The sequence below is a fragment of the Nannocystis pusilla genome, assembly GCF_020073745.1.
Classification (GTDB): Bacteria; Myxococcota_A; Polyangia; order Nannocystales; family Nannocystaceae; genus Nannocystis; species Nannocystis radixulma.
Genome location: NZ_JAIRAU010000045.1, coordinates 73056 through 95122 on the forward strand (window position 1 = coordinate 73056; position 22067 = coordinate 95122).

The window sequence follows — 22067 nt, forward strand, 5'->3', positions numbered from 1 at the left end:
TGTTATATGTCTCGAAGGACATCTTGCGTCATGACGAGCGCGGGCGCGGCGTCTCGGCGGAGACGTCACGCCCTCTGAAGCAGCTCACCGCGGCGGCGGCGAGGCCTCGAGCACGGTGGCGCCGGCCTCGTCGGAGACGACGAGGATGGCGAAGCGCTCGACGCGGTCGAGGTCGTCGGTGGACAGGGTGACGTAGTCGAAGCGCCCGCGCGCGTCGGTGTAGCCGTCCTTGTAGAACTGGACCGTGCCGCCGGCCTGGCGGGCGTAGACCTTGACGTAGGTCGCGGGCAGCGGCGCCTGCGTCGACGCGCGGAGGACCCGGACCTGGCCGTATTGATGCGCGAGCTGGGCGGCGAGGTCGTGCGAATAATGGGTGATCGAGCGGCGCAGGCCCGGGGCGACCGCCTCGATCACCAGGTTGGCGCCGCGCATGCCGGCGGGGATCTCCACGACCGTGCGGCCCTCGCCGGTCAGCGCCACGTCGAGCGTCGCGCCGGGCTCGATCCACGAGAAGCGCTCGACGTCGCCCTGCACGAACGGCTGGCGCGAGAACAGCAGCTCGATGTCCATGCGGTAGAAGCGGAGCTGGCAACCTGCGAGGTTGTGGTGCTGGACGATCACCCGGCCCTGCTCGGCGCCGAGGCTCAGCGCGGGCTGGCGCGCCGCGAGCTCGTCCATGCGCTGCTCCCGGCTGTCGGCGTCGACGGCGACCGCCGGGCCGCGGCCCTCGGCCTCGTCGAGCATGGCGAGCAGGGCGGCGAAGCGGCTGCGCCAGCGGTCGACCGGGTGATCGCGCCACGGCTCGGCGAGGGCCCGCGCGGCCGCGAGGTCGCCGGTGGCGCTGGCGGCGTAGGCGGCGAGGTAGTCGTACTGCAGGCGGGTCGACAATTGCGCCGGGTCGACGCGGGCCAGCGCGGCGAGGGCGTCGTCGACGCGGTCCATGCCGAACAGGTAGTGCGCCGCGGCGAGCAGGTCGTCGGGGCCGGCGGCGGGGCGGTGGGCGACGAGCTCGAGGAACTTGTTGTACTGCGCGGCGAGGGCGTCGTTGAGGACCTGGCGCCTGCTGCCGAGGCGGTGGGCGCGGGCGCTGACGAGCGGGGCGTACTCGAGGTGCTCGTACCAATTGCGCTCGACGGCGTCGAGGTCGACGATGCCGTGCGCGAGCGCGGGGCCGGCCTTGCGCACGAAGCCGTCCTGGTGGCGCAGCCACTCGGCGACGCGCCGGCGGTCGGCGTGGGCCAGCGAGTAGGCCCACAGGCGATCGTGGTAGACGCCGCGGGCGGTGAGCAGGGCGAGGACGCGGGCGAAGGCGTCGCGGTCGCGCATGCGCCAGGCGATCTTCTCGAGCTCGACGCGGCCGAGGTTGGCGCGCCCGAGGAACGCGAGCACCTCGTCGGTCGTGCCGTGCTGCGAGACGTGGGCCCACGAGTTGGCGTCGACGCGGGTCGGGGTGACGACGACGTCGAGCACCGCCGGCGGCGCCGCGCCGACCAACTCGTGCTGCCCGAGGTCGGTGCGCGTGACGTGGGCCGGGAAGTGCGTGAACTGCCCGGGCGCCGGGAAGTAGAACGCGTACTCGAGCGACTCGGTGCCGTGCGGGCCGAGGTGGAGGTTGAAGGTGCGGGTGTAGAAGCCCTGCGCCACCGGCAGCGCGCCGCGGGGGATCTGCAGCAGCGCGGCCAGGCGTTGATAGCGGCTCGTCGGGTTGGTGACGACGACCTGGCAGCGGTAGACGACGCCGACCAGCAGCTCGCCCTCGACGATCTTCTCGCGCTGCTCGGCGCCGTCCCACTCCCAGCGGTCGTCGCTGCGCAGGTAGCTCTGGCCGACCAGCAGCGGCGAGCGCGAGTCGACGTCGCCGACCGCGGCGATCCGCGTGCGCGCGGCCAGGGCCGGCGAGGCGCAGGTGAGGCTGAGGCGCGTGTCCTCGACGGCGATCGCGTGCGCGCCGGCGACGAACGGCAGGTCGAGCACCGCGAGGGCGCACAACGCCGAGGCGAAGTCGCCGGCGCACTCGCCGAGGTGCGGCGAGAGGAATGGACCGACCGCGGGGTCGTGCCTGGCGAAGTCACGCCAGTAGCGATTGACGGCGATCAACGCGTGGCCGGCGTCGGCGGCCCGGATGTGCCACCAATCCGACTCTGCCCACTCCTGGGTCTTGTCGGCGCCGCGGTAGAGCGGGGCGGACCGGCTGCGCTCGCGCAGGTCGGCGGCCACGCCGGCGCCGTCGAGGTCACCGCCGCCGCCGCGTCGCGCGGACCGCATCATCATCGGGGCCGCGGGGGCGGCGGCCGGCGGGGGAGGCGGGCGACCGCCGACCTCGATGAGCGCGCTGGCCGGCGCGTCGTCGTCGTCGGCGACCATGTAGTCCACCTCGGAGCGGCTGCGGCGGGCCGCCGAGTCGCGCTTCTTGGCCTTCTCCTTGGGGCGCGGCTCGCCGGCCTCCTCCTCGGCGACCTCGCGCTCGAGGAAGTCCATGGTCGCGGCGGCGGCGACCGGGCCGCCCTCGAGCGCGGCCGAGCCGAGCAAGGTGTCGACGAGCAAGGCGTCGCGGTCGGGATCGGGGGCGATCAGATCGACGGCGTCGCCGAGCAAGCGGACCACGGCCTCGCGCACCTCGGGCAGGCGGCGGGCCAGGAGGGCGCGCTCGAGCGCGTTGAGGCGGCCGAACGCCCACGGCTCGCAATAGGCCGAGAGGTCGGCGCCGAGCAGCCAGTGATCGACGAAGGTCTTGCGCCGCTTGTGCGCGAGGTACGGCCTGACCACGCGGGCGAAGAATTCGGGGTCGCGGAACCAGAGGAACAGGTGCAGCTCGTGGCAGGCGTACTTGCTGTAGCGCGCGCGGCGAGTCGCGTCGTCGAGGGCGTGCCACTGGGCGACGAAGGCGAACTCGCGCAAGCTGTCGGGCGCGCCGAGCGAGACCAGGACCTGGTGCGCGCGGGCGACGGTGTCGACCAGCTCGAGCTTGCCCGAGCGCAGGTCCTCGACGACGAGGGTGGTGCCGGCCGGCGCGCCCTCGACGCCGCGGACCTCGGTGAAGTGCCGGTCGTGCGCGAGGGCGAAGCGCAGCCGGAGGTCGCGCGGGCGCAGCTCGGTGGCCGGCAGGGCGAGGTCGGCGACGCTGGTGAGCGCGGGATCGACGACGATGACGCGCACGCTCTGGGCCGCGCCGAGGTCGGCCCGGGCGATCTGCAGGCGACCCTCGGCGTCGGGGCGGAGGTTGGCCAGCACGACCGCGGGCGCGCTCAGGAAGTCGAGCGAGACGAAGCCGCCCTGCTCGCCGCCGACGACCATCGTCTGCCGCGGGGCGCCGGTCGACGGCGCCGGGGCGGCGCGCGGCGGGCTCGAAGCGTACCCGCTGCCGCCCTTGGCGTGCTGCACGCCGGTGCTGGTGGTCCGCAGGGCCCACGGGTTCAGCAGCAGACCTGGCTTTTCGAGCAGCATGCCGGGGCGCCGCGCTTGGTTGCGGCGGTCGAGGACGTAGCGGTACTCGTCGCCGATGTCGCGGCCCGAGACGTAGTGCGACAGCACCGGGGCGACCGCGCCGGCCAGCGGCGGACGCGGGCTGCGCCGCAGGTGGCGCGGCAAGACGCCGTCGGGGCGGTAGCGGGTCGCGAGCACGTGCACGCGCGTGGCCGGGCCGGCGTCGGCGAGCTCGAGGACGAGGTGGTCGGCGTCGGCGGCGAGGCGGGTGAGCAGCGGCAGCGGCGGCGACAGCTCGACCGAGGTGGGACCGGCGGCGGCCCAGCCGTCGCTGATCGGGGTGTCGGCGGGCACGAGGACGATGCGCACCTCGGCGACGCCGCGGCACTGCAGCAGGTACTCGCCGGCCTCGAGGTCGCCGGCGACCTCGAGCACGCGCTCGGCGAGGCGGACGCGGCCCGAGACGTCGCGGGCCGGGGCGCCGCCGCGCAGCTCGACGAGCGCGAGGGCGTCGGCGGTCAGCGCCGGCGGTCGCGGCAGCAGGACCTGCTCGCCGGCGACGGCGTGGATCGTGCGGGTGGCGTCGACCTCGGGCCACAGCCACCAGCTCTGCTGCTCGCCGGCCGGCGGCGACGCGGTGACGCGCTCGATGCCCGCGAGCGCGCCGAGCTCGATGCGCCCGCGCGCGTCGGTCTCGAGCGTGGTCGACAGCTCGGTCGTGACGGCGACGTGCTTGAACTTGAGGCTCACCGCGCGGCCGGCCCGCGGCTCACCTGTCTTTCCGAGCAGGTGAAGGACGTGGCCCTCGGCGCTGCTCGAGAGGTGCAGCGCCTCGGTGGACTCGCCCTGGTGGATGCGGCCCACCGCCGCTTCGGCCGCGTCGAACAGGTCGCCGGTCTTCTGCGCCGAGGTGCTGCGGATCTGCCCGCGCACGGCGACCTTGAGGTGGGCGGCGTCCTCGGGGACGTTGAGCTCGACGACGGTCTCGGCGTCGTCACGCAGGATCACCGGCCGGGTCTTCGTGGAGGTGGTGCCGGCGTGGTCGGTGACCGCGAGCTCGACGACCGGCTCCTCGACGAGGCCGACCGGCGCGGGCCAGCCGGCGACGGTGAGCATCGGTCGCAGCAAGATCCGCGCGACCTTGCCGGGCAGCAGCGACTCGCGCTCGAGGTGGATGCCGGCGAAGAACTGATACTGCTCGGCGGGGTGCTGCAGGGTCTCGGCCTGGGCGATGTCGCCGTGGACGAGCAGCATGGTGGCGCGCGACGGGGCGGTCGAGAACGGGATCGAGATGGCGCCGTCGTCGCGCGGCGTGTACTCGCGACCGGCTAGCCAGATCCGCGCGTCGGGCAGCGGGCGGCCGGACTCGTCGAGCACGCGGATCGTCGGGCCGGCGAGGCCGACGCGCACATTGTGGCGCAGCGCGCCCTTGCGGATCAGGGCGCGGCTCGACTTGCCGTTGCCGATCAGCTCGATCACGTAGGTGCCCGGGCGGGCGCAGCCGGGCAGGGCGATCTGCCGGCGCACGCGGCGGATCGCGGGGGCGTCGCCGAGGATCACCTGCTCGTCGCTGGCGACCAGGCCGTCGAGGTCGATGGTGGTGTCGACCTCGGCGCGGCGGGCGAGGAAGTGGGCGACGGGGTCGATGCGGTAGGTCTTGACGACGAGCCGCGGGACGTTCTTGACGTCGACCTCGAGCGCGACCGCTGCGTCGGCGGCGTGGCGCGCCGGGTTGCGCACGGTGAGCTCGAGGTCGACGCGGTCGCGCAGGGCGGCGAGGCGGGCCGGGCCGAGCGCGGCGGCCCAGCGCTCGGGGTCGGGGGCGCCGGCGAGGAGGCGGGCGGTGGCGACCTGTTCTTCGAGCCAGTCGGCGCGCAGGTGCTCGGCGAAGGCGTCGCCGTCCTCGTGGACGAGCAGCTGCTCGAGGTACTCGCGCACCAGCGGCTCGTCGTCGGCGACGGGCTCGAGGCCGGCGGGCTGGGCGGCGTCGATGCCGGGCGCGACCTGGTGGTCGGCCGGGACGTGGCGCAGGCGCGCCTCCGGGGCGTAGTGGACCTGGCGCGGCAGCCCCAGGTAACGCAGGAACCGCTCGCGGTCGAGGACGCCGCGGCGGCGGTCGAGGTCGAGCTGGTGGTAGAGGACCTGGGCCTTGAGGGCGTTGAAGGCGGGCGGTAGCGCGGCGACGTAGGCCCACAGCTGCGCGAGGTAGGCGGCGCGGGCGTCGAGGTCGGTGCGCCAGTCGACGTGCCCGGGCGGACGCAGGCGCACGAGCACGGCGGCGACGAACTGCGGGTGCTTGCGCAGCTCGGGCCGGAGCGCGGCGAGCTCGTCGAGCTGGGCGCGGGTGAGGCGGCCGTGGATCGGCAGCGAGCCGAAGCCGCGCGACGACTTCTCGCCGAGGTCGGCGGCGACGACCGCGACCAACTGCGGGTAGTTGGTGCGCGTGAGCCGTTGCAAGAGGTGACGCCGCTCGCCCGGCTCGAGCTCGAGCGACAGGAGGTCGGCGAGGGCCCAGTCGGTCAGGTGCGCGAGGTCATGGCCGCGGCCGCGAGCGTTGCTCACGAGCGCGGCCTGGTCGATGAGCGCGGGGTCGAGGCGCGTGGGATAACGGTGCGCGGCGGCGACGGCCTCGGCCTCGTCGTCGAGCCGCACGTGGGCCTCGAAGCGCACGGCGTCGGCGTGCTTGCCGAGGTCGCGACCTGCCCGAAGGAGCAGCTGACGCCGCGACAGCCGGGTGTAGAGCTCGTCGGTGCGGCCGTGCCGCTTCTTCCACCCCGAGAGGATCGCGTCGACGGCCTCGAGCTCGCCGTGGTGCTGCAGGTGGACGCCGCGCCAGTAGTCGTGGTCCGGGGTGCCCGGCAACAGACCGGCGAGGGCGGCCGCGCGGTCGTCGGAGAGCGCGAGTGCTTCGAGGTGCTCGAGGTCCATGAGGACGCCCAACATATGCCGCCGACCCGCTACGTGCCAGCGCGTGCGATGGCACCGCGAGCGATGGCGAGCGCGCCGATGAGTACATGTCTCTCGGGACATGTCGTGAACGCGCGGCGGACGGGACGGCGTTCCTCGTGGCGCGGCCTCCGCGCGTGGCGGCTGCGGCTGCGGCTGCCGGGCCCTTCAGGCCTCCGCTCGAGTCGGCTACCCTCGGCGGTGGATGGATCTCGAAGAGTTCAGGGCCTTCCTCGGGGTGGTCGAGACCGGTTCGTTCCTGGCCGCGGCGACGTCGCTCAACATGGCCCGCGCGACGCTGCGACGCCGGGTCGAGGCGCTCGAGGCCCGCGCCGGAGTACCTCTGCTCGAGCGGAGCGCGCGCGGGGTGGTGGTGACCGAGGCCGGAGCTGTCCTCGCGGCCAGGGGTCGTCACGTGCTGCAGGAGGCGAGCGCGCTGGTGGCGTCGGTGCGGGAGATCGGGCGCGAGCCGGTCGGGGTGCTGCGGGTGCTGATGCCGATGGGGCTGCCTCCGCACGCGCTGACGCCGTTGTTCGCGGCGCTGCGCGAGGCGTTCCCGCGGCTGTCGCTGCAATTGCGCTTCAGCGAAGACCCGGTCCAGGGCGCGCTCGAAGACGTCGACCTGCTGGTGCACTTCGGACCGGAGGGGCCGGAGGGCCCGTGGCTGTCGCACGAGGTGTGGCGCCTGCGCGAGTGGCTGCTCGCGTCGTCCGCGTACCTCGAGCGCCGCGGGACGCCGAAGACGCTCGAGGACCTGGCCGGCCACGAGCTGCTGGCCTGGGCCCCGCCGGGCGAGGACCCGCGCGTGCTGCCGACGCTCACCGGGGAGTCGATCGAGGTCGAGCCGACGCTGGTGTCGGCCGACGTGCACTGCCTGCGCCAGATGGTGCTCGCAGGGCACGGGATCGGCTTCGTGCCCGACGCGCTGCTGCCCGACCCGGGCGTGCCCGAGGGGCTGCTGGTGCCGGTGCTGCCGGAGCTGGTCGGCCGCCAGCGGGGGCTCCACGTCGTGTTCCCGGCGGCCCAGGCCGGGCTGCCCAAGCTGCGGGCGATCCTGCAGCACGTGCGGGCGTTCGCGGAGCGCTCGGCGGCGCTGCGCGGGGGGTGAACGCGGTCGACGGGCGCTGGGCGGCGGGCCGGCGTGGTAGCGTGCGGCATGCTGCGAGCGATCTTTCGCGGGTGCGTGGCGGTGATCCTGGGCTCGGCGTGCGCGTCGCCGGTGATGTCCGAAGAGACAGGTGATTCCGAGGGCGCGACGTCGACGACGACGTCCACGACCTCGACGACGACGAGCTCGAGCGGCACGACGGACGCGCCGACGACGTCGAGCACGACGAGCGGGACGACGAGCGAAGTCACCGAGACCGAGGGCGTGGTCGGCAACCTGCTGCTTTCAAACAAATTTCTAAACATCGCGCACCGCGGGGGCGGCGACCTGCGGCCGGAGGAGACGCTGCCGGCCTTCGAGAACGCGCTGGCGGTCGGGGCCGAGGTGCTCGAGTTCGACGTGCACGCGAGCAGCGACGGGGTGATCGTGGCGATGCACGACGGGACGGTCGACCGCACGACCGACGGCACGGGGGCGGTCAAGGCGATGACGTTCGCCGAGCTGCGGGCGCTCGACGCCGGCTACCGGTTCACGCCCGACGACGGCCAGACCTTCCCGTACCGCGGGACGGGGATCGTGATCCCGACGATCGAGGAGATCCTCGACGCGTTCCCCGATTCGTACTACCTGATCGAGATCAAGCAGACCGACCCGCCGATCGTCGACGGGGTGCTGGCGGCGCTGGAAGAGCGCGGGGCGCTCGAGCGGGTGGTCCTGGCGTCGGCCGACCTCGACACGATCGTGGCGGTGCGCGCGGCGATGCCGGCGGTGTTCACGTCGCTGAGCACGCCGGAGATGCTCGACCTCTACGTGAACGTGGGCAGCCCCGATTACACGCCGCCGGCGCAGTTCGTCCACGCGCCGTGGGACCTGGCCTCGGCCGAGCTGGTGGCGTTCGCCCACGAGCTGGGGATGAAGGTCCACCCGTGGACGGTCAACGAGGAGAGCCGGATGGTCGACCTCATCGGCCGCGGCGTCGACGGCATCATGACCGACGACCCGGTACTGCTCGAGTCGGTCTCGCCGTGACGTCATGCTCGACAAGATCGCGAACGGCAGCGTGAATCGGACGCTTCACGACATGCTATGAATAGCATGTCGGATGGGTCAGAACATGTCGCTCATCCACGGGGTGCCGCCGGCGAACACGCCGGCGGCGGCGCGGAGGACGGCGGGGTCGCCGGCGACGAGGCCGAGGAGGGCGGCCTGGGCCGGGGTGGTGTAGCCGCTGAACATGCAGGCGAGGCCGCGGACGCCGGTGCGCAGGTGGCCGTGACCGCCGGGTTCGACCTCGCCGCGGCCGCCCTCGACGCGGAGGATGAAGCGCCCGTGGTTGGCGGGGACGAGCGGGTCGTCGACCTCGAGGTGGAGCTCGGCGGAGACGGTCGGGGCATAGCGGCGGGCCGCGAGGGCCCGCGGCACGTCGACGATCCGCAGCAGCCACGAGTCGAGCAGCTCGCTCTGGTGACGCTGCTGCGGCAGGAGCTCGAGCAGCGGGTGCGTCGGCCCGCCGTGGAACACGAGGTCGACGCCGTACATGGCGAAGTTGGCGAGGAACTCGACGAGCCGCCGACCGGCCCACGCCTCGAGGAAGACGACGTCGGACAGCATGAGGTCGAAGCGACCGTCGGGGCGCCGCGACTGGTGGAGGTACAGGTAACCGGCGAGCCGGCCGTCGTCGTCGCGCACGCCGAAGCCGGTAAACTCCATGTCGCGGAGGTTGCGGAGCCGACTCCAGATGTAAACGCCGCGGTCGAGCGCGCCGTCGTGCAGGGCGGCGAAGGCGGTGTAACAGGCGTGGATGTCGTCGCGGTCGGCGTCGGCGAGCGCGACGAGCCGGCCGCGCGCCTCGCGGGCGACCAGCTGGGTGAGCGCGACGGTGTGGCGGAAGCGATAGCCGGCGTGTTCGAAGCCGACGCCGCGGTAGAGGGTATGGGTCGAGGCGTAGAGGCCGGCGAGCGGCCAACCCGCGGCGGCGGCCTCGCGCACGAAGGCCTGCATCATGGCGCGCGCGTAGCCGCGGCCGCGGTCTTCGGGAGCGACGGCGACGCCGGCGACGCCGAGCATGGGGACGCTGACGCCGCCGAAGAACTGGCCCATGGCGATCTCGAGCAGACACGCGGCCGGGCGCGCGCCGTCGCGGAGGACGCGGAAGTGCTCGGCGCCGGCGACGGCGACCCAGCCCTCGATGCCCTGCTGCGTGGCCCCGAACGCGAGCGCGAGGGTGCGGAGGACGGCCGGCCGGTCGTCGTCGCGGAGGGGGGTCAAGAGGCGATCGTGCATGGGCGCAGGATACCTCGAGCGCGAGGTTGCGCGAGCCGGAGAGAGCGACGACCGCGTGGACCGATGCCGGTCAGCCTGGCTTTCGAGACATGTATTCGACCGGCCGCGCCCGTGAACCTCACAGGCAATCGGTGCAGACGTGGACCAGGCCGCGGAGCTCTTCGTCCGGGTCCTGGTCGGGGGTCCAGAGGGCTCCGGGCTCGACGAACGGAATGAGCGCACACCCGCCGTCGATCGCGGTGACGTTGAAGCCGCCGAAGCCCGGGGCGGCCGGGCTGGGATGGTTGAATACCGCGGCGGGCGCGAACGGATCGTCATCGTCCAGGACGCAATGGTCGGGCACGCAAGCGTCGATCTGCGGCAGGCAGTCGTGGGGCTTCATGGCCTCGAGGTTATGCGCCCTGACGTTCAGCCACGCGTCATCCGGCACGTCGATGACGATGTCGGCGGCCCACGGCTGGATGGCGTGGACCAGCATCTGGCCGTAGAGAGCGGTGCCGCAGGGGCATTCCGGCGACCAGGCCTCGCTGCCGCTGCCGTCGGGCCAGGTGGCGCAGGCGGCAGCGCTCTCCGGCGGACAGGTCGGGGCAGGCGAGAGGTCGCGGCACAGGCGAACGCGGGCCCGCCCGGCCTCGAGGTACATCTCGCCGTTGCCGCACAGGCCGTCGATCGTGACGTCGCCGCGGCGCGGCCACGCGGTCTCGGCGATGTTATCCTCGGTGTGGACGAGCAGCTGGCCGCGCCAGCCGGTCGGGAGGTGGACGCGGAGGTCCATGCCCAGGCGGGCGGGCTGCGACTTGCCGTCGTAACGGGCGAGGATCGCACAGCCGTCCTTCCAGGTGTCCACGCTGCAATCGTCGGCGGGATCGGGGTGGTGCGTGGGATCGCCGTGGAGGACGAATGGCCAGAGGGAGAGGCGGGCGAACTGCATCTCGCGGTCGACCGCGTCGCCGAACACGTACTTGCGGGCCTCGACGGTGATCGTCTCCTCGGGGTGATCGAAGAGGACCTCGACGACGCCCCTGTTGGCGAAGTTCTCGTTGAACTCGCGGCCGCCGACGGTGAGCATGTGAATGTCGGCGATCGGGAACGGCAAGGCGTCGACCACGACCTCCCACGGGCCCTCGTGCGGCATCGCCCCCTCGGGGGGCACGGGAGCGTCGGTGGTCGGGGTGTCGCTCGTGGTCGGGGTGCCGCTCGTGGTCGGGGTGTCGCCCGTGTCGGTGGCGGATGAGGGCGACGGGTCGGTGTCGGAGGAGCTGGTGCCGTCGGTCTCGCCGTCGCCGGGTCGGCCGGGACAGGCGAGCAGGACGAGGCCGCCGAGGAGGCCGGCGAGGGCGCGACGCACATCATCCATCGTCATGTCCCTCAATTAGCACGAGGTGCGTGAGATGAATCAGCGCGTTGAGCGCGGGCCGATCGCCGACTCGTGGCCCGAACGCGAGCGCGAGGGTGCGGAGGACGGGCGGGGGGACTCGCCCTCAAGGTCTCCGGGACATGTGCTCGGCGCGAAGCGCTACAGACAATCGGTGCAGACATGGACCAGGCCGCGCAGCTCCTCGTGCGGCTGCTGGTCGGGCGTCCACGACGTGCCGGGCTCGGCGAACGGAATGAGGGTACACCCGCCGCTGACGGCGGTGACGTTGAAGCCGGCGCCGGCGGGGGCGGCGGGGCCGGGATAGTTGAACTCGGCGGTCGGCGAGAACGAATCGTCGTCGTCGAGGACGCATGGTTCGGCGTCACAACCGTCGATCTGCGGCAGGCAGTCGTGGGGCCGGTTGACCTCGATGTTCTGCGCGGTGGCGTTGAGCCACACGTCGTCCGGCACGTCGACGACGATGTTGGCGGCCCACGGCTGCGCGGCGCGGATCAAGAGCTGGCCGAAGAGATCGGGGCTGCACGGGCAATCCGTCGCCCAGGCCTCGCTGCCGCTGCCGTCGGGCCAGGTGGCGCACTCGGCGACGCGGTCCGCCGGACAGGTCGGCGTCGGCGAGAGGTCGCGACACAGACGAACGTGCGCTCGCCCGGCCTCGAGGTCGATGTCGCCGCTGCTGCACAGGCCGTCGATCGTGACGTCGCCGCGGCGCGGCCACGCGTCCTCGACGGCGTTGTCCTCGGTGGTGACGAACAGCTCGCCGCGCCAGCCTGCCGGCAGGTGGACGCGGAGATCCATGCCCATGCGCAGCGGCTGCGAATTGCCGTCGTAATAGGCGAGGATCGCACAGCCGTCCTTCCAGGTGTCGGTGCGGCAATCGCCGGCGGGATCGGGGTCTCCCGTCGGATTGCCGGACAGGACGAATGCCCACAGAGAGAGGTGCTCGAAGCCGTTCTCGGCGTCGGTGCCGTCGCCGAACACGTACTTGCGGGTCTCGACGGTGATCGTCTCCTCGGGGTGATCGAAGAGGACCTCGACGACGCCGCGGTTGGCGAAGTTGTCGTCGAACTCCTTGCGCCCGACGGTGAGGGTGTGAATGTCGGCGATCGGGAACGGCACGGCGTCGACGACGACCTCCCACGGGCCCTCGCGCGGGCCGATCTCGTCGTGCAGCAAGGAGTCGCCGGTGGTCGGCGCGTCGCTCGTGGCCGGGTCGGTGTCGGAGGCACCGGTGCCGTCGGTCTCGCCGCCGGGTCGGCCGGGACAGGCGGTCAGCACGAGGCCGCCGAGGAGGCTCGCGACGGCGCGACGGGCATCATCCATCGTCATGTCACTCGATTAGCACCGCGGTGTGTGGGACGAATCAGCGCGCTGAGCGCGGGCCGATCGATCACGGTGCGGGTTCGAGCGGCGACAGGCGGCGAGGAATGCGTGTCGCGGTGGCGTTTGCGATCTCGGCGATCCCCGAGCGGCCGATGGCGGCGAGGCTCGGCGAGCGCGCGCACCCGCTGCGCCGCGGGCCGGTCGACGGCATGAGCCCTGTGATGATCGACGGCGCGCAGGCGGTGTGGCTCGAGGGCAGCGGTCGCGATCGCAACAACATCTACAAAAAGATCGACCTGTGGCGCGCCGACGTCGTCGACGGGCCGGCGCTGGCCGACGCGCGGCGCGTGCTGGCGCTGGCGCGGACGACGATGGCGACGCCGAGCTTCGGCGGCGGCGTGGTGGCGGTGCCGCTGGAGCAGCACGTCGACGGGTACATGGTGGTGCGCATCGACACGGGCGAGCAGCGCTCGTTGCAGGCGCCTCCCGGGCTGATGATCGAGCGGGTGTTGTGGATCGCCGGGGACGAGGTGGCGGTGCGAGTCGGGTCTGGCGAGATGGGCGGTGCGCCGTCGGTGGTGCGGCGGATTCCGGTCGCGGCGCTGCCGCCGTTCGTCGCGAAGTGAGGGGTTGCGCGGGCCGGTGAAACGGCCTAGCGTCGGCGGACGATCATGGACCTGCCGCGCTTCGAAGCCCTGATGGTCGACCTCACCGCGAAGGTCGCAGGACGCCCGCTCGACGCCGATCTGGCCGAGTGGCTCAACCGGGAGATCCCCGCCGGCTCGCCGACCTTCGCCGCGATCGCGCAGGCCTGCCGCGAGGCAGTGGCGGCCGGCTGGATGTGCAGCCGCGAGCACGCGGGCATCAAGTACGGGCGCGTGATCAAGGCCGGACCCGCGACGCACGGGTTCTCGGTCGACGTCGTCGACATGAACGAGATCGCCGGCGGGCACCACGTGCACCCGAACGGCGAGATCGACATGGTGATGCCGCTCGAGGGCGACGCGAAATTCGACGGCCACGGCGCGGGCTGGTGCGTGTATCCGCCGGGCAGCGCGCACACGCCGACGGTCGCGGGCGGGCGGGCGTTCGTGCTGTACCTGCTGCCGCAGGGCGCGATCCAGTTCACCCCGGCGGCGTGACGCGAGCATGACGACGCCGAAGCTGTCGTACGTGCACGGCACGAGCGCGACGCCGCTGCTCGGCGAGACGATCGGCGACAACCTGCGGCGCACGGTGCTGCGGGTGCCCGACGCCGAGGCGCTGGTGGTCCGCTCACAGGGCTTTCGCGCCACGTACTCGCAGCTGTGGGCGTGGACCGGGCAGGCGGCGCGCGGCCTGATGGCGCTGCGGGTCCAGCGGGGCGACCGCGTGGGGATCTGGGCGCCGAACCGGGCCGAGTGGGTGATCGCGCAGTACGCCGCGGCGCGCGTCGGCGCGGTGCTGGTCAACATCAACCCGGCCTACCGCGCCGACGAATTGCAGTACGCGCTGCGCCAGTCGGGCGTGTCGGTGCTGCTGCTCGCCAGGCGGCACCGCGGCTCGGACTACGCGGCGATGGTCGCCGAGGTGATGCCGGGCTGCCCGGCGCTGCGCCTGTCGATCGTGTTCGAGGACGGCTGGGAGGCGCTGCTGGCCGGCGGGTCGTCGGTGTCGGAGGACGAGCTGGCGGCGCGCGAGGCGACGCTGCAATTCGACGACCCGGTCAACATTCAATACACCAGCGGCACGACCGGCTCGCCCAAGGGGGCGACGCTGTCGCACCACAACATCCTCAACAACGGGTTTTACGTCGGCGAGGCGCTGCGCTACAGCGAGCGCGACCGGGTGTGCATCCCGGTGCCGTTCTATCACTGCTTCGGCATGGTGATCGGCAACCTCGCGTGCACGAGCCACGGGGCGTGCATGGTGGTGCCGGCCGACGTGTTCGACCCGCTGGCGACGCTGGAGGCGGTGCAGGAGGAGCGCTGCACCTCGCTCTACGGGGTGCCGACGATGTTCATCGCCGAGCTCGAGCACCCGCGCTTCGCCGAGTTCGACCTGACCTCGCTGCGCACCGGGGTGATGGCGGGCTCGCCGTGTCCGGTGGAGACGATGAAGCAGGTGCAGGCGCGCATGCACATGCACGAGGTGACGATCTGCTACGGCATGACCGAGACGTCGCCGGTGTCGACGCAGAGCGCGGTCGACGACCCGTTCGAGCCGCGAGTGACGACGGTCGGCCGGGTCCACCCGCACCTCGAGGTGAAGATCGTCGACCCGGAGACGGGGGCGATCGTGCCGCGGGGGAGCCGCGGCGAGCTGTGCACGCGCGGCTACAGCGTGATGCTCGGCTACTGGAACGACCCGGCGGCCACGCGCGCGGCCATCGACGAGGGCCGGTGGATGCACACCGGCGACCTGGCCGTCCTCGACGACGCGGGCTACGTCAGCATCGTCGGCCGGATCAAGGACATGATCATCCGCGGCGGCGAGAACATCTACCCCCGCGAGGTCGAGGAGCTGCTGCACACGCACCCGCTCGTCAGCGAGGCGCAGGTGATCGGGGTGCCGAGCCAGCGCTACGGCGAAGAGGTGATGGCCTGGGTCAAGCTGCGGCCCGGGGCGACGGCCACGGCGGAGGAGCTGCGGCAGCACTGCCTGGCCCGGCTCGCGCGCTTCAAGGTGCCGGTGTACTGGAAGTTCGTCGACGCCTTTCCCATGACCGTGACCGGGAAGATCCAGAAGTACCGCATGCGCGAGATCGCCGTCGCCGAGCTCGCGCAGGGGCACGTGCGCAAGGAGTGATGCGGTCGCGGGCGCGCAGGCGACCCGTCGCGTGCACGAGCCGAGGAACTTCGGTACCGTGAGGCGTGCGCGCCGCCCTCGCCGCAGTCTCGCTCGTCGTCGCCTGCAGCGGCGGCGCCGGTGCGCCCACGAGCACGAGCACGACGACCTCGGGCACGTCGAGCACCGGCGCGGCGATCGACTGCGAGGTCGAGCCCGACGCGCTCTTTATTAAAAGAATCGCGCCGTTGCTGGCGACGGACCGGCCGAAGACGTGCAACACGTGTCATCTGTCGGGCGTCGACCTGGAGATGTTCGTGCAGGAGACGCCGTGCCGGACGATGGCGTGCCTCGAGTCGCGCGGGCTGGTCGACCTCGCCGACCCGGCGGCGAGCGTGGTGCTGCGGTGGATCTCCCGCGCCGATCCGGCGAGCCCGCTGATCGACCAGTCGGTGATCGACGAGGAGTACGCGGCGTTCCTGGCGTGGATCGAGGCGACGGCGACGTGCGGGCCGTGCTGGTCGGGCGAGGAGCCGTGCGGCGCGGGGACGGAGGCGACGTGCGAGGAGGACGACGCGATGCCGGCGTGGGTCGACCCTGGCGACTGCTCGCCGCTGACGCGCGAGGCGCTGTTCCGCCACCGGGTCTACACGTGGCGCGACCGCTGCTTCCCGTGCCACTTCGACACCAGCGAGATCGAGGCGCCGAAGTGGATCGCCACCGGTTCGTGCGAGCTCGGCTCGTTGATGACGATGCGCGACGTGCTGGAGCGCGGGCTCGTGAACTACGACGACCCGGAGCAGAGCCTGTTGTTGCTCAAGCCGCTGGCCGAGAGCGCGGGCGGGGTGATGCACGGCGGGCACGACAAGTTCGCCGACAAGAACGATCAGGCGTACGTCGACTTCCTCGAGTGGATCTCGCGCGAGACGTCGTGCGCGCCGTGAGGGCTGTCTTTTGGGACAGTTTGAGCGTGAGTGAGGGCGTGTCTGGTCAGGTGCCCGGTCCCATATTTTGTGTTGACGCCCTGGCACCCCCCCTATATCTTGGGGTCGGCGCTGGTACCTTCTGCGTTGCGAAGACGCCGAGGGTTTAATAGGGAACCCGGTGAGAATCCGGGGCTGCCCCGCAGCGGTAAGCGAGAACGAACCCCACGGAGCACTGGCCGCGCGGCCGGGAAGTGTGGGTAGTAGGGACTCGGCGGCGACGTCGAGGAGCTCGTGAGCCCGAAGACCTGCCTGCGCCCGGCGACGGGAGACATCCGCCGCCGGAACGACCTGGAAGCCTCGCGGGAGGTCCGGTGCAAGCGAAGCGGTGATGCCGCCGCGCCTCTGCTCCTGTCCCGCGCCGACTTCCGGTCGCCCGCGGGGGCGAGAGGTCGGTGCAGGGCGTTCGCTCGCGCTGACCCTCTGCCCCGGCTCCTCCTCGCGGTTCTCACGCGGACACGAGGAGGCGAGATGGACAGGGACATGACGACGAGCGCGGCGGCGGACGAGACGACGCGACCTGGCTTTCAGACCAGCATGCGGGTGAAGAAGCGCAGCGGCGCGCTCGAGCCGGTCGACGTCAGCAAGATCGTGCGGGCGATCGACCGCCGCTGCGCGGGGCTCGGCGACGTCGACGCGGTGCGGGTGGCGACGCGGACGATCAGCGGCCTGTACGACGGCGCGACCACGCAGGAGCTCGACCTGCTGTCGATCCAGACGGCGGCGGCGCTGATCGCCGAGGAGCCGCAGTACTCGCGGCTGGCGGCGCGGCTGCTGGCGGCGTACATCGACGAGGAGGTCCGGTCCGAGGAGGTGCGCGCGTTCTCGCAGTCGATCGCGCTTGGGCGGCGGCTGGGGCTGATCCACGAGCGCCTGCACGAGTTCGTGGCCGCGGCCGCGGGCCGGCTCGACGAGGCGATCGCGCCGGAGCGCGACCTCGAGTTCGAGTACTTCGGGCTGCGCACGGTCTACGACCGCTACCTCCTGCGCCACCCGCAGACGCGGCGGGTGATCGAGACGCCGCAGCAGTTCTTCCTGCGGATCGCCTGCGCGCTGGCGGAGAGCGTGCCGGAGGCGTTCGAGCTGTACGAGCTGCTGTCGTCGCTGTCGTACTTGCCGAGCTCGCCGACGTTGTTCAACGCCGGGACGCGACATGAACAATTGGCCAGCTGCTTCCTGATCGACTCGCCGCGCGACCAGCTCTCGCACATCTACCAGCGCTACACCGACGTGGCGATGCTCTCGAAGTTCTCCGGGGGGATCGGCCTGGCGTACCACCGGGTGCGCTCGCGCGGCTCGCTGATCACGGTGACGAACGGGATCTCGTGCGGGATCGTGCCGTGGCTGAAGACGCTCGACGCGAGCGTGGCGGCGGTCAACCAGGGCGGCAAGCGCAAGGGCGCCTGCTGCGTGTACCTCGAGTCGTGGCACGCCGACATCGAGGCGTTCCTCGAGCTGCGCGACAACACCGGCGACGAGGCCAGCCGGACGCACAACCTCAACCTCGCCAACTGGGTGCCCGACCTGTTCATGCGCCGGGTCGAGGCCGACGCGGGGTGGAGCCTGTTCGACCCCAAGACGGTGCGCGACCTGCCCGACCTGTACGGCGAGGCGTTCGAGGCCCGCTACCTCGAGTACGAACGGGCCGGCCTGGCGGTGAGGACGGTGCCGGCGCGCGAGCTGTACGCGCGGATGATGCGGACGCTGGCGCAGACCGGCAACGGCTGGATGACCTTCAAAGATCGCTGCAACACGACGTGCAACCAGACGGGGGCGCCGGGGCGGGTGGTGCACCTGTCGAACCTGTGCACGGAGATCGTCGAGGTGACGGCCGGTGACGAGGTGGCGGTGTGCAACCTCGGCTCGATCAACCTGGCCCGGCACACGAAGACATGTCCCGATGGACAGGTCGAGTTCGACTTCGACAAGTTGGCGCGGACGGTGCGCCTGGCGGTGCGGCAGCTCGACCGGGTGATCGACCTCAACTACTACGCGCTGCCGGGGGCGCGGACGTCGAACGAGAAGTGGCGGCCGGTCGGGCTCGGGCTGATGGGCCTGCAGGACGTGTTCTTTCAGATCGGGCTCGCGTTCGACGGTGAGGCTGCGCGGGGCTTGTCGCGCCGGATCTCCGAGGAGATCTACTTTCACGCCCTGGCGGCCTCGTGCGCGCTGGCGCGGGAGCGCGGGCGCCACCCGAGCTACGCGGAGACCCGGGTCGCGCGCGGGGAGCTGCAGTTCGACGCGTGGGGGGTGACGCCGAGCGAGCCTGCTCGTTGGGACAGGTTGCGAGCGGAGATCGGGGCGCACGGGCTGCGCAATTCGCTGCTGGTGGCGATCGCGCCGACGGCGACGATCGCGGCGATCGCCGGCTGCTACGAGTGCATCGAGCCGCAGGTGTCGAACCTGTTCAAGCGCGAGACGCTGTCGGGCGACTTCCTGCAGGTGAACCGCTACCTGGTGGCGGCGCTGAAGCAGCTGGGGCTGTGGACCGAGGCGACGCGCGACCAGCTCAAGCTGGCCGAGGGCTCGGTGCAGGGGCTGGCGGGGCTGCCGGAGGCGCTGAAGCTGGTGTACCGGACGGCGTGGGAGCTGCCGATGCGCGCGCTGATCGACATGGCGGCCGAGCGGGGGGCGTTCATCGACCAGAGCCAGTCGCTGAACCTGTTCAGCGAGAGCCCGAGCATCGGGCAATTGTCGAGCATGTACTTTTACGCGTGGAAGCGCGGGCTCAAGACGACATACTACCTGCGCTCGCGGCCGGCGACGCGGATCGCCAAGGCGACCGTCGATTCGGCGGCCGGCGCGGAGCAATCGGCGCCGCGGGCCGCGGTCGCCTGTTCGCTCGAGAACCCCCAGTCCTGCGAGGCTTGCCAATGAGTCACGTCCACCGCCCCGCCCGCTTGCTCGACCCCGGGCTCTGTCTGACGCTGCGACCGATGGCCTACCCGGCCTTCTTCGAGATGTACCGCGCGGCGATCAAGAACACCTGGACGGTCGAGGAGGTCGACTTCTCGACCGACGTCGGCGACCTGCGCGGCCGCATGAGCGAGGCGGAGCGCCACCTCGTACAGCGGCTGGTCGCGTTCTTCGCCACCGGCGACGCGATCGTCGCCAACAACCTGGTGCTGAGCCTGTACCGCCACATCAACGCCCCGGAGGCGCGGATGTACCTGTCGCGCCAGCTGTACGAGGAGGCGCTGCACGTGCAGTTCTACCTGACGCTGCTCGACACCTACGTGCCCGACCCCGACGAGCGCCACCGGGCCTTCGCGGCGATCGAGAACATCCCGTCGATCCGCCGCAAGGCCGAGTTCTGCATGCGCTGGCTCGACGCGGTGCAGGGCATGGAGCGGCTCGACGAGCGCGAGCAGCGGCGGCGCTTCGTGCTCAACCTGATCTGCTTCGCGGCCTGCGTCGAGGGGCTGTTCTTCTTCGGGGCGTTCGCCTACGTGTACTTCCTGCGCTCGCGCGGGCTGCTCCACGGGCTCGCGGCCGGGACCAACTGGGTGTTCCGCGACGAGAGCGCGCACATGCGGTTCGCGTTCGAGGTGGTGAGCACGATCCGCCGCGAGGAGCCGGAGCTGTTCGACGCGGCGCTGACGAGCGACGTGCAGGCGATGATCGCGGAGGCGATCGACTGCGAGACGCAATTCGCCGAGGACCTGGTCGGCGGCGGCGTGGCCGGGCTGTCGGTGCGCGACATCCGGCAGTACCTCGAGTTCTGCGCCGACCAGCGGCTGGCGACGCTCGGGATGCCGCGCCGCTACGGGGTCAAGAACCCGCTGCCGTTCATGGAGCTGCAGGACGTGCAGGAGGTCGCCAACTTCTTCGAGCGCCGAGTGTCGGCGTATCAGGTCGGAGTGACCGGACAGGTGGTGCTCGATGCAGCGTTCTGACGACGAGAACGAGCGGATCGAGGCGGGCCGCGTGCGCGAGGCTCGGCTCGTCGAGATGGTGTTCCCCGAGCAGACGAACCACTACGGGACGCTGTTCGGCGGGCAGGCGCTGGCGCTGATGGACAAGGCGGCGTTCGTGGCGGCGTCGCGCTACGCCCGGCGCACGGTGGTGACGGCCAGCAGCGAGCGGGTCGACTTCCATGTGCCGATCCGCCAGGGGCAGCTGGTCGAGCTGATCGCGCGGGTGGTGGCGACGGGGCGCACGTCGATCACGGTCGAGGTCGAGGTGTTCGCCGAGGACCTGCTGACGGGCGACCGCCAGCTCGGGACGCGCGGGCGCTTCGTGCTGGTCGCCCTCGACGCGCACGGCAACCCGACGGCGGTGCCTCGGCTTCCGGACGAGCAGGGCTCGCCGGGCGCGGAGTCGTGAAGGGGCGTGATCGGAGGCGCGGGGCCGTGGAGAGCTGGGTGACGGCGGGCACGGACGGCAGCTTCTAGCCGTCGAGGCGGAACAGCACCTGGCCGGCAGTGCCGGCGCCGCTGGCCCAGTCGACGCCGAGGCGCGGCAGCACCTGCAGGCACAGCGAGTCGACCTGGCGCGACCAGCAGCCGCACGGGGCCACGGGGTTGGTGCCGCACACGGTGGTGTCGAGCTTGGCGAACAGGGCGTTGTAGTCGACGACGATCGTGCTCGACTCGAGGTCGAAATCGTCGAGGACGATCTCGGGGCGGTTGGAGCGCTGGCAGGTGGCGCCGACGCAGCCGTCGCTGGCGAGGTCGAGGCCGACGCCGCTGAAGACCTGGGTGTCGGGGCTGAAGGACTCGAAGTTGGCCCACGCGGTGAAGAACAGGTGGCCGCCGGTGACGGCCGAGCGCAGGGTCGGTTCGGCGAGCGGCGTGGGCAGGGTGGCGGGGTCGGCGAAGTCGAGCTCGGGCGGGACGCCGATGCGGAAGCGCAGGCCGGTGTAGCGGGCGTGCTCGGCCCGGTCGGCGGCGGACAGCTCGCCGCGGATCGTCTTGTTGAGCGCGGGCGTGCCGCGGCACTCGCCGGTGGCATCCTCGAAGTCGAGCAGGGCGACGCCGCGGGCCTGAAACTGGCCGTCCTCGGCGAGCTCGACCGGGTGCTCGCGGCCCTCGTCGGTGACGAGCCGGACGTCGGTCACGTACATGCGAAAGTCCTGCGGTTTCATGGCCGCCCCGGCGCCGGGGTACATCTCGCCGCAGCTGAAGTAGGCGCCGCTGACGACCGGGCGAAAGAAGAGCTCGACGGTGCCGTCGAATTCGTCGCGGTCGGAGCAGGCGGCGAGCGTGGCGAGGGTCAGGAGCAGGGCGCGGCGCATCGCCGCCAGTCTAGCGGAGCCGCGCGGGCGCCCGTGGGAGGCGGCGGCGACGTCCGTTCGCGGGCCGATCGGTTCGTCGTTCTCGCGGCGAACTCGCTGGAAAATCGTCACATGCAGGGCGCGCCGCCGATGGCGGCCTCGCACAGGGCCGGGTCGTCGACGGCCAGCTCGCAGTGGGCCAGGCGGCATTCGAGCGAGTTGCCGGACATCGCCGGCGTGCCGACGGTCGGCAACATCTCGGCGGCCATGGTGCAGTTGATCTCCGACATCGGGTGCTCCTCGCCCCAGGTGCCGTGATACTGGTCGTGGCAATGGACCAGCATGCACTCGCAGTAATCGGCGACCGGGGAGCCGTCGCCGGTGGTGCTGCTCGTCGTGGTGGTGTGCTCGTGACCGGTCGAGGTCGGGCCGTGCTCGGTGGCGTGCTCGTGGGTGGTCGCGTCGCCGGTCGAGCTGCTGGTGGTCGCGTGGTCGTGCGTGCCGGCGCCGTGGGAGTCGTGGTCGGTGCCCGATTCGGTGGTGCCGCAGGCGACGAGGCCGAGGAGGAGGAGAGGCGCGAGGGTCGTCTTCATGGCGGATGCGCGTGGTTCGCGGTACGCAGGAGCGGGGCGGACGGACCGGCGG

At 72.0% G+C, this 22067-nt stretch carries 15 protein-coding genes and 1 riboswitch; of the genes, 9 read left to right on the plus strand and 6 right to left on the minus strand.

Features of this window, described 5'->3' with window-relative positions:
- Nucleotides 1-84: 84 nt before the first annotated feature.
- The gene (locus K7C98_RS32470) at nt 85-6351 is read right to left on the minus strand and encodes a hypothetical protein (protein WP_224195711.1); all 6267 of its coding nucleotides are present in this window, start codon (nt 6349-6351) and stop codon (nt 85-87) included.
- 223 nt (nt 6352-6574) lie between these two features.
- Here K7C98_RS32470 and K7C98_RS32475 point away from each other — a divergent pair, with 223 nt between their 5' ends.
- Both K7C98_RS32475 and K7C98_RS32480 read left to right on the plus strand, forming a co-directional pair.
- On the plus strand, nt 6575-7477 hold the full coding sequence (locus K7C98_RS32475; protein WP_224195712.1) for a LysR family transcriptional regulator: 903 nt from the start codon (nt 6575-6577) through the stop codon (nt 7475-7477).
- 48 nt (nt 7478-7525) lie between these two features.
- On the plus strand, nt 7526-8506 hold the full coding sequence (locus K7C98_RS32480) for a glycerophosphodiester phosphodiesterase (protein WP_224195713.1): 981 nt from the start codon (nt 7526-7528) through the stop codon (nt 8504-8506).
- Between the two features lie 78 nt (nt 8507-8584).
- On the opposite strand, the gene K7C98_RS32485 is transcribed toward K7C98_RS32480, so the two are convergent.
- The 3 genes from K7C98_RS32485 to K7C98_RS32495 all read right to left on the minus strand — a co-directional run bounded on the left by K7C98_RS32485 (nt 8585) and on the right by K7C98_RS32495 (nt 12464).
- Nucleotides 8585-9760, minus strand: a complete 1176-nt coding sequence (locus tag K7C98_RS32485; protein ID WP_224195714.1) for a GNAT family N-acetyltransferase — start codon at nt 9758-9760, stop codon at nt 8585-8587.
- Between the two features lie 118 nt (nt 9761-9878).
- Complete coding sequence (locus K7C98_RS32490; RefSeq protein ID WP_224195715.1) at nt 9879-11123, minus strand: hypothetical protein; 1245 nt, start codon at nt 11121-11123, stop codon at nt 9879-9881.
- 153 nt (nt 11124-11276) lie between these two features.
- Entirely contained in the window at nt 11277-12464 is a 1188-nt protein-coding gene (locus tag K7C98_RS32495; RefSeq protein WP_224195716.1) for a hypothetical protein, read from the minus strand.
- Between the two features lie 110 nt (nt 12465-12574).
- Between K7C98_RS32495 and K7C98_RS32500 the strand changes: the two genes are divergently transcribed.
- From K7C98_RS32500 to K7C98_RS32530, 7 genes are all read left to right on the plus strand, one after another.
- Entirely contained in the window at nt 12575-13084 is a 510-nt protein-coding gene (locus tag K7C98_RS32500; RefSeq protein ID WP_224195717.1) for a hypothetical protein, read from the plus strand.
- A gap of 45 nt (nt 13085-13129) precedes the next feature.
- Nucleotides 13130-13600: a DUF4863 family protein gene (locus K7C98_RS32505; RefSeq protein WP_224195718.1), complete on the plus strand. Its 471-nt coding sequence runs from the start codon at nt 13130-13132 to the stop codon at nt 13598-13600.
- 7 nt (nt 13601-13607) lie between these two features.
- Entirely contained in the window at nt 13608-15245 is a 1638-nt protein-coding gene (locus K7C98_RS32510) for an AMP-binding protein (RefSeq protein ID WP_224195719.1), read from the plus strand.
- A gap of 65 nt (nt 15246-15310) precedes the next feature.
- Nucleotides 15311-16168, plus strand: a complete 858-nt coding sequence (locus K7C98_RS32515; RefSeq protein ID WP_224195720.1) for a hypothetical protein — start codon at nt 15311-15313, stop codon at nt 16166-16168.
- Between the two features lie 95 nt (nt 16169-16263).
- Nucleotides 16264-16477, plus strand: a riboswitch (cobalamin riboswitch).
- A 213-nt stretch (nt 16478-16690) separates the two neighbouring features.
- Entirely contained in the window at nt 16691-19084 is a 2394-nt protein-coding gene (locus tag K7C98_RS32520) for a ribonucleoside-diphosphate reductase subunit alpha (protein ID WP_224195721.1), read from the plus strand.
- Complete coding sequence (locus K7C98_RS32525; RefSeq protein ID WP_224195722.1) at nt 19081-20103, plus strand: ribonucleotide-diphosphate reductase subunit beta; 1023 nt, start codon at nt 19081-19083, stop codon at nt 20101-20103. The genes K7C98_RS32520 and K7C98_RS32525 overlap by 4 nt, the downstream gene beginning before the upstream one ends.
- Nucleotides 20090-20533 (plus strand): acyl-CoA thioesterase, encoded by a 444-nt coding sequence (locus K7C98_RS32530; protein WP_224195723.1) that lies wholly within the window; start codon nt 20090-20092, stop codon nt 20531-20533. Before K7C98_RS32525 ends, K7C98_RS32530 begins: the two co-directional genes overlap by 14 nt.
- Before the next feature lie 64 nt (nt 20534-20597).
- Here K7C98_RS32530 and K7C98_RS32535 read toward each other — a convergent pair whose 3' ends face one another.
- Both K7C98_RS32535 and K7C98_RS32540 read right to left on the minus strand, forming a co-directional pair.
- Nucleotides 20598-21443 (minus strand): MbnP family copper-binding protein, encoded by an 846-nt coding sequence (locus tag K7C98_RS32535; RefSeq protein WP_224195724.1) that lies wholly within the window; start codon nt 21441-21443, stop codon nt 20598-20600.
- A gap of 107 nt (nt 21444-21550) precedes the next feature.
- Nucleotides 21551-22015, minus strand: coding sequence for a hypothetical protein (locus K7C98_RS32540; RefSeq protein ID WP_224195725.1), 465 nt, complete (start codon nt 22013-22015; stop codon nt 21551-21553).
- Nucleotides 22016-22067 lie beyond the last annotated feature (52 nt).

Bases quoted from the DNA above. Each gene is read 5' to 3' on its own strand.
- K7C98_RS32470 (WP_224195711.1), bottom strand. From the start codon at position 6,351: ATGGACCTCGAGCACCTCGAAGCACTCGCGCTCTCCGACGACCGCGCG.
- K7C98_RS32475 (WP_224195712.1), top strand. From the start codon at position 6,575: ATGGATCTCGAAGAGTTCAGGGCCTTCCTCGGGGTGGTCGAGACCGGT.
- K7C98_RS32480 (WP_224195713.1), top strand. From the start codon at position 7,526: ATGCTGCGAGCGATCTTTCGCGGGTGCGTGGCGGTGATCCTGGGCTCG.
- K7C98_RS32485 (WP_224195714.1), bottom strand. From the start codon at position 9,760: ATGCACGATCGCCTCTTGACCCCCCTCCGCGACGACGACCGGCCGGCC.
- K7C98_RS32490 (WP_224195715.1), bottom strand. From the start codon at position 11,123: ATGACGATGGATGATGTGCGTCGCGCCCTCGCCGGCCTCCTCGGCGGC.
- K7C98_RS32495 (WP_224195716.1), bottom strand. From the start codon at position 12,464: ATGACGATGGATGATGCCCGTCGCGCCGTCGCGAGCCTCCTCGGCGGC.
- K7C98_RS32505 (WP_224195718.1), top strand. From the start codon at position 13,130: ATGGACCTGCCGCGCTTCGAAGCCCTGATGGTCGACCTCACCGCGAAG.
- K7C98_RS32510 (WP_224195719.1), top strand. From the start codon at position 13,608: ATGACGACGCCGAAGCTGTCGTACGTGCACGGCACGAGCGCGACGCCG.
- K7C98_RS32520 (WP_224195721.1), top strand. From the start codon at position 16,691: ATGACGACGAGCGCGGCGGCGGACGAGACGACGCGACCTGGCTTTCAG.
- K7C98_RS32525 (WP_224195722.1), top strand. From the start codon at position 19,081: ATGAGTCACGTCCACCGCCCCGCCCGCTTGCTCGACCCCGGGCTCTGT.
- K7C98_RS32530 (WP_224195723.1), top strand. From the start codon at position 20,090: ATGCAGCGTTCTGACGACGAGAACGAGCGGATCGAGGCGGGCCGCGTG.
- K7C98_RS32535 (WP_224195724.1), bottom strand. From the start codon at position 21,443: ATGCGCCGCGCCCTGCTCCTGACCCTCGCCACGCTCGCCGCCTGCTCC.
- K7C98_RS32540 (WP_224195725.1), bottom strand. From the start codon at position 22,015: ATGAAGACGACCCTCGCGCCTCTCCTCCTCCTCGGCCTCGTCGCCTGC.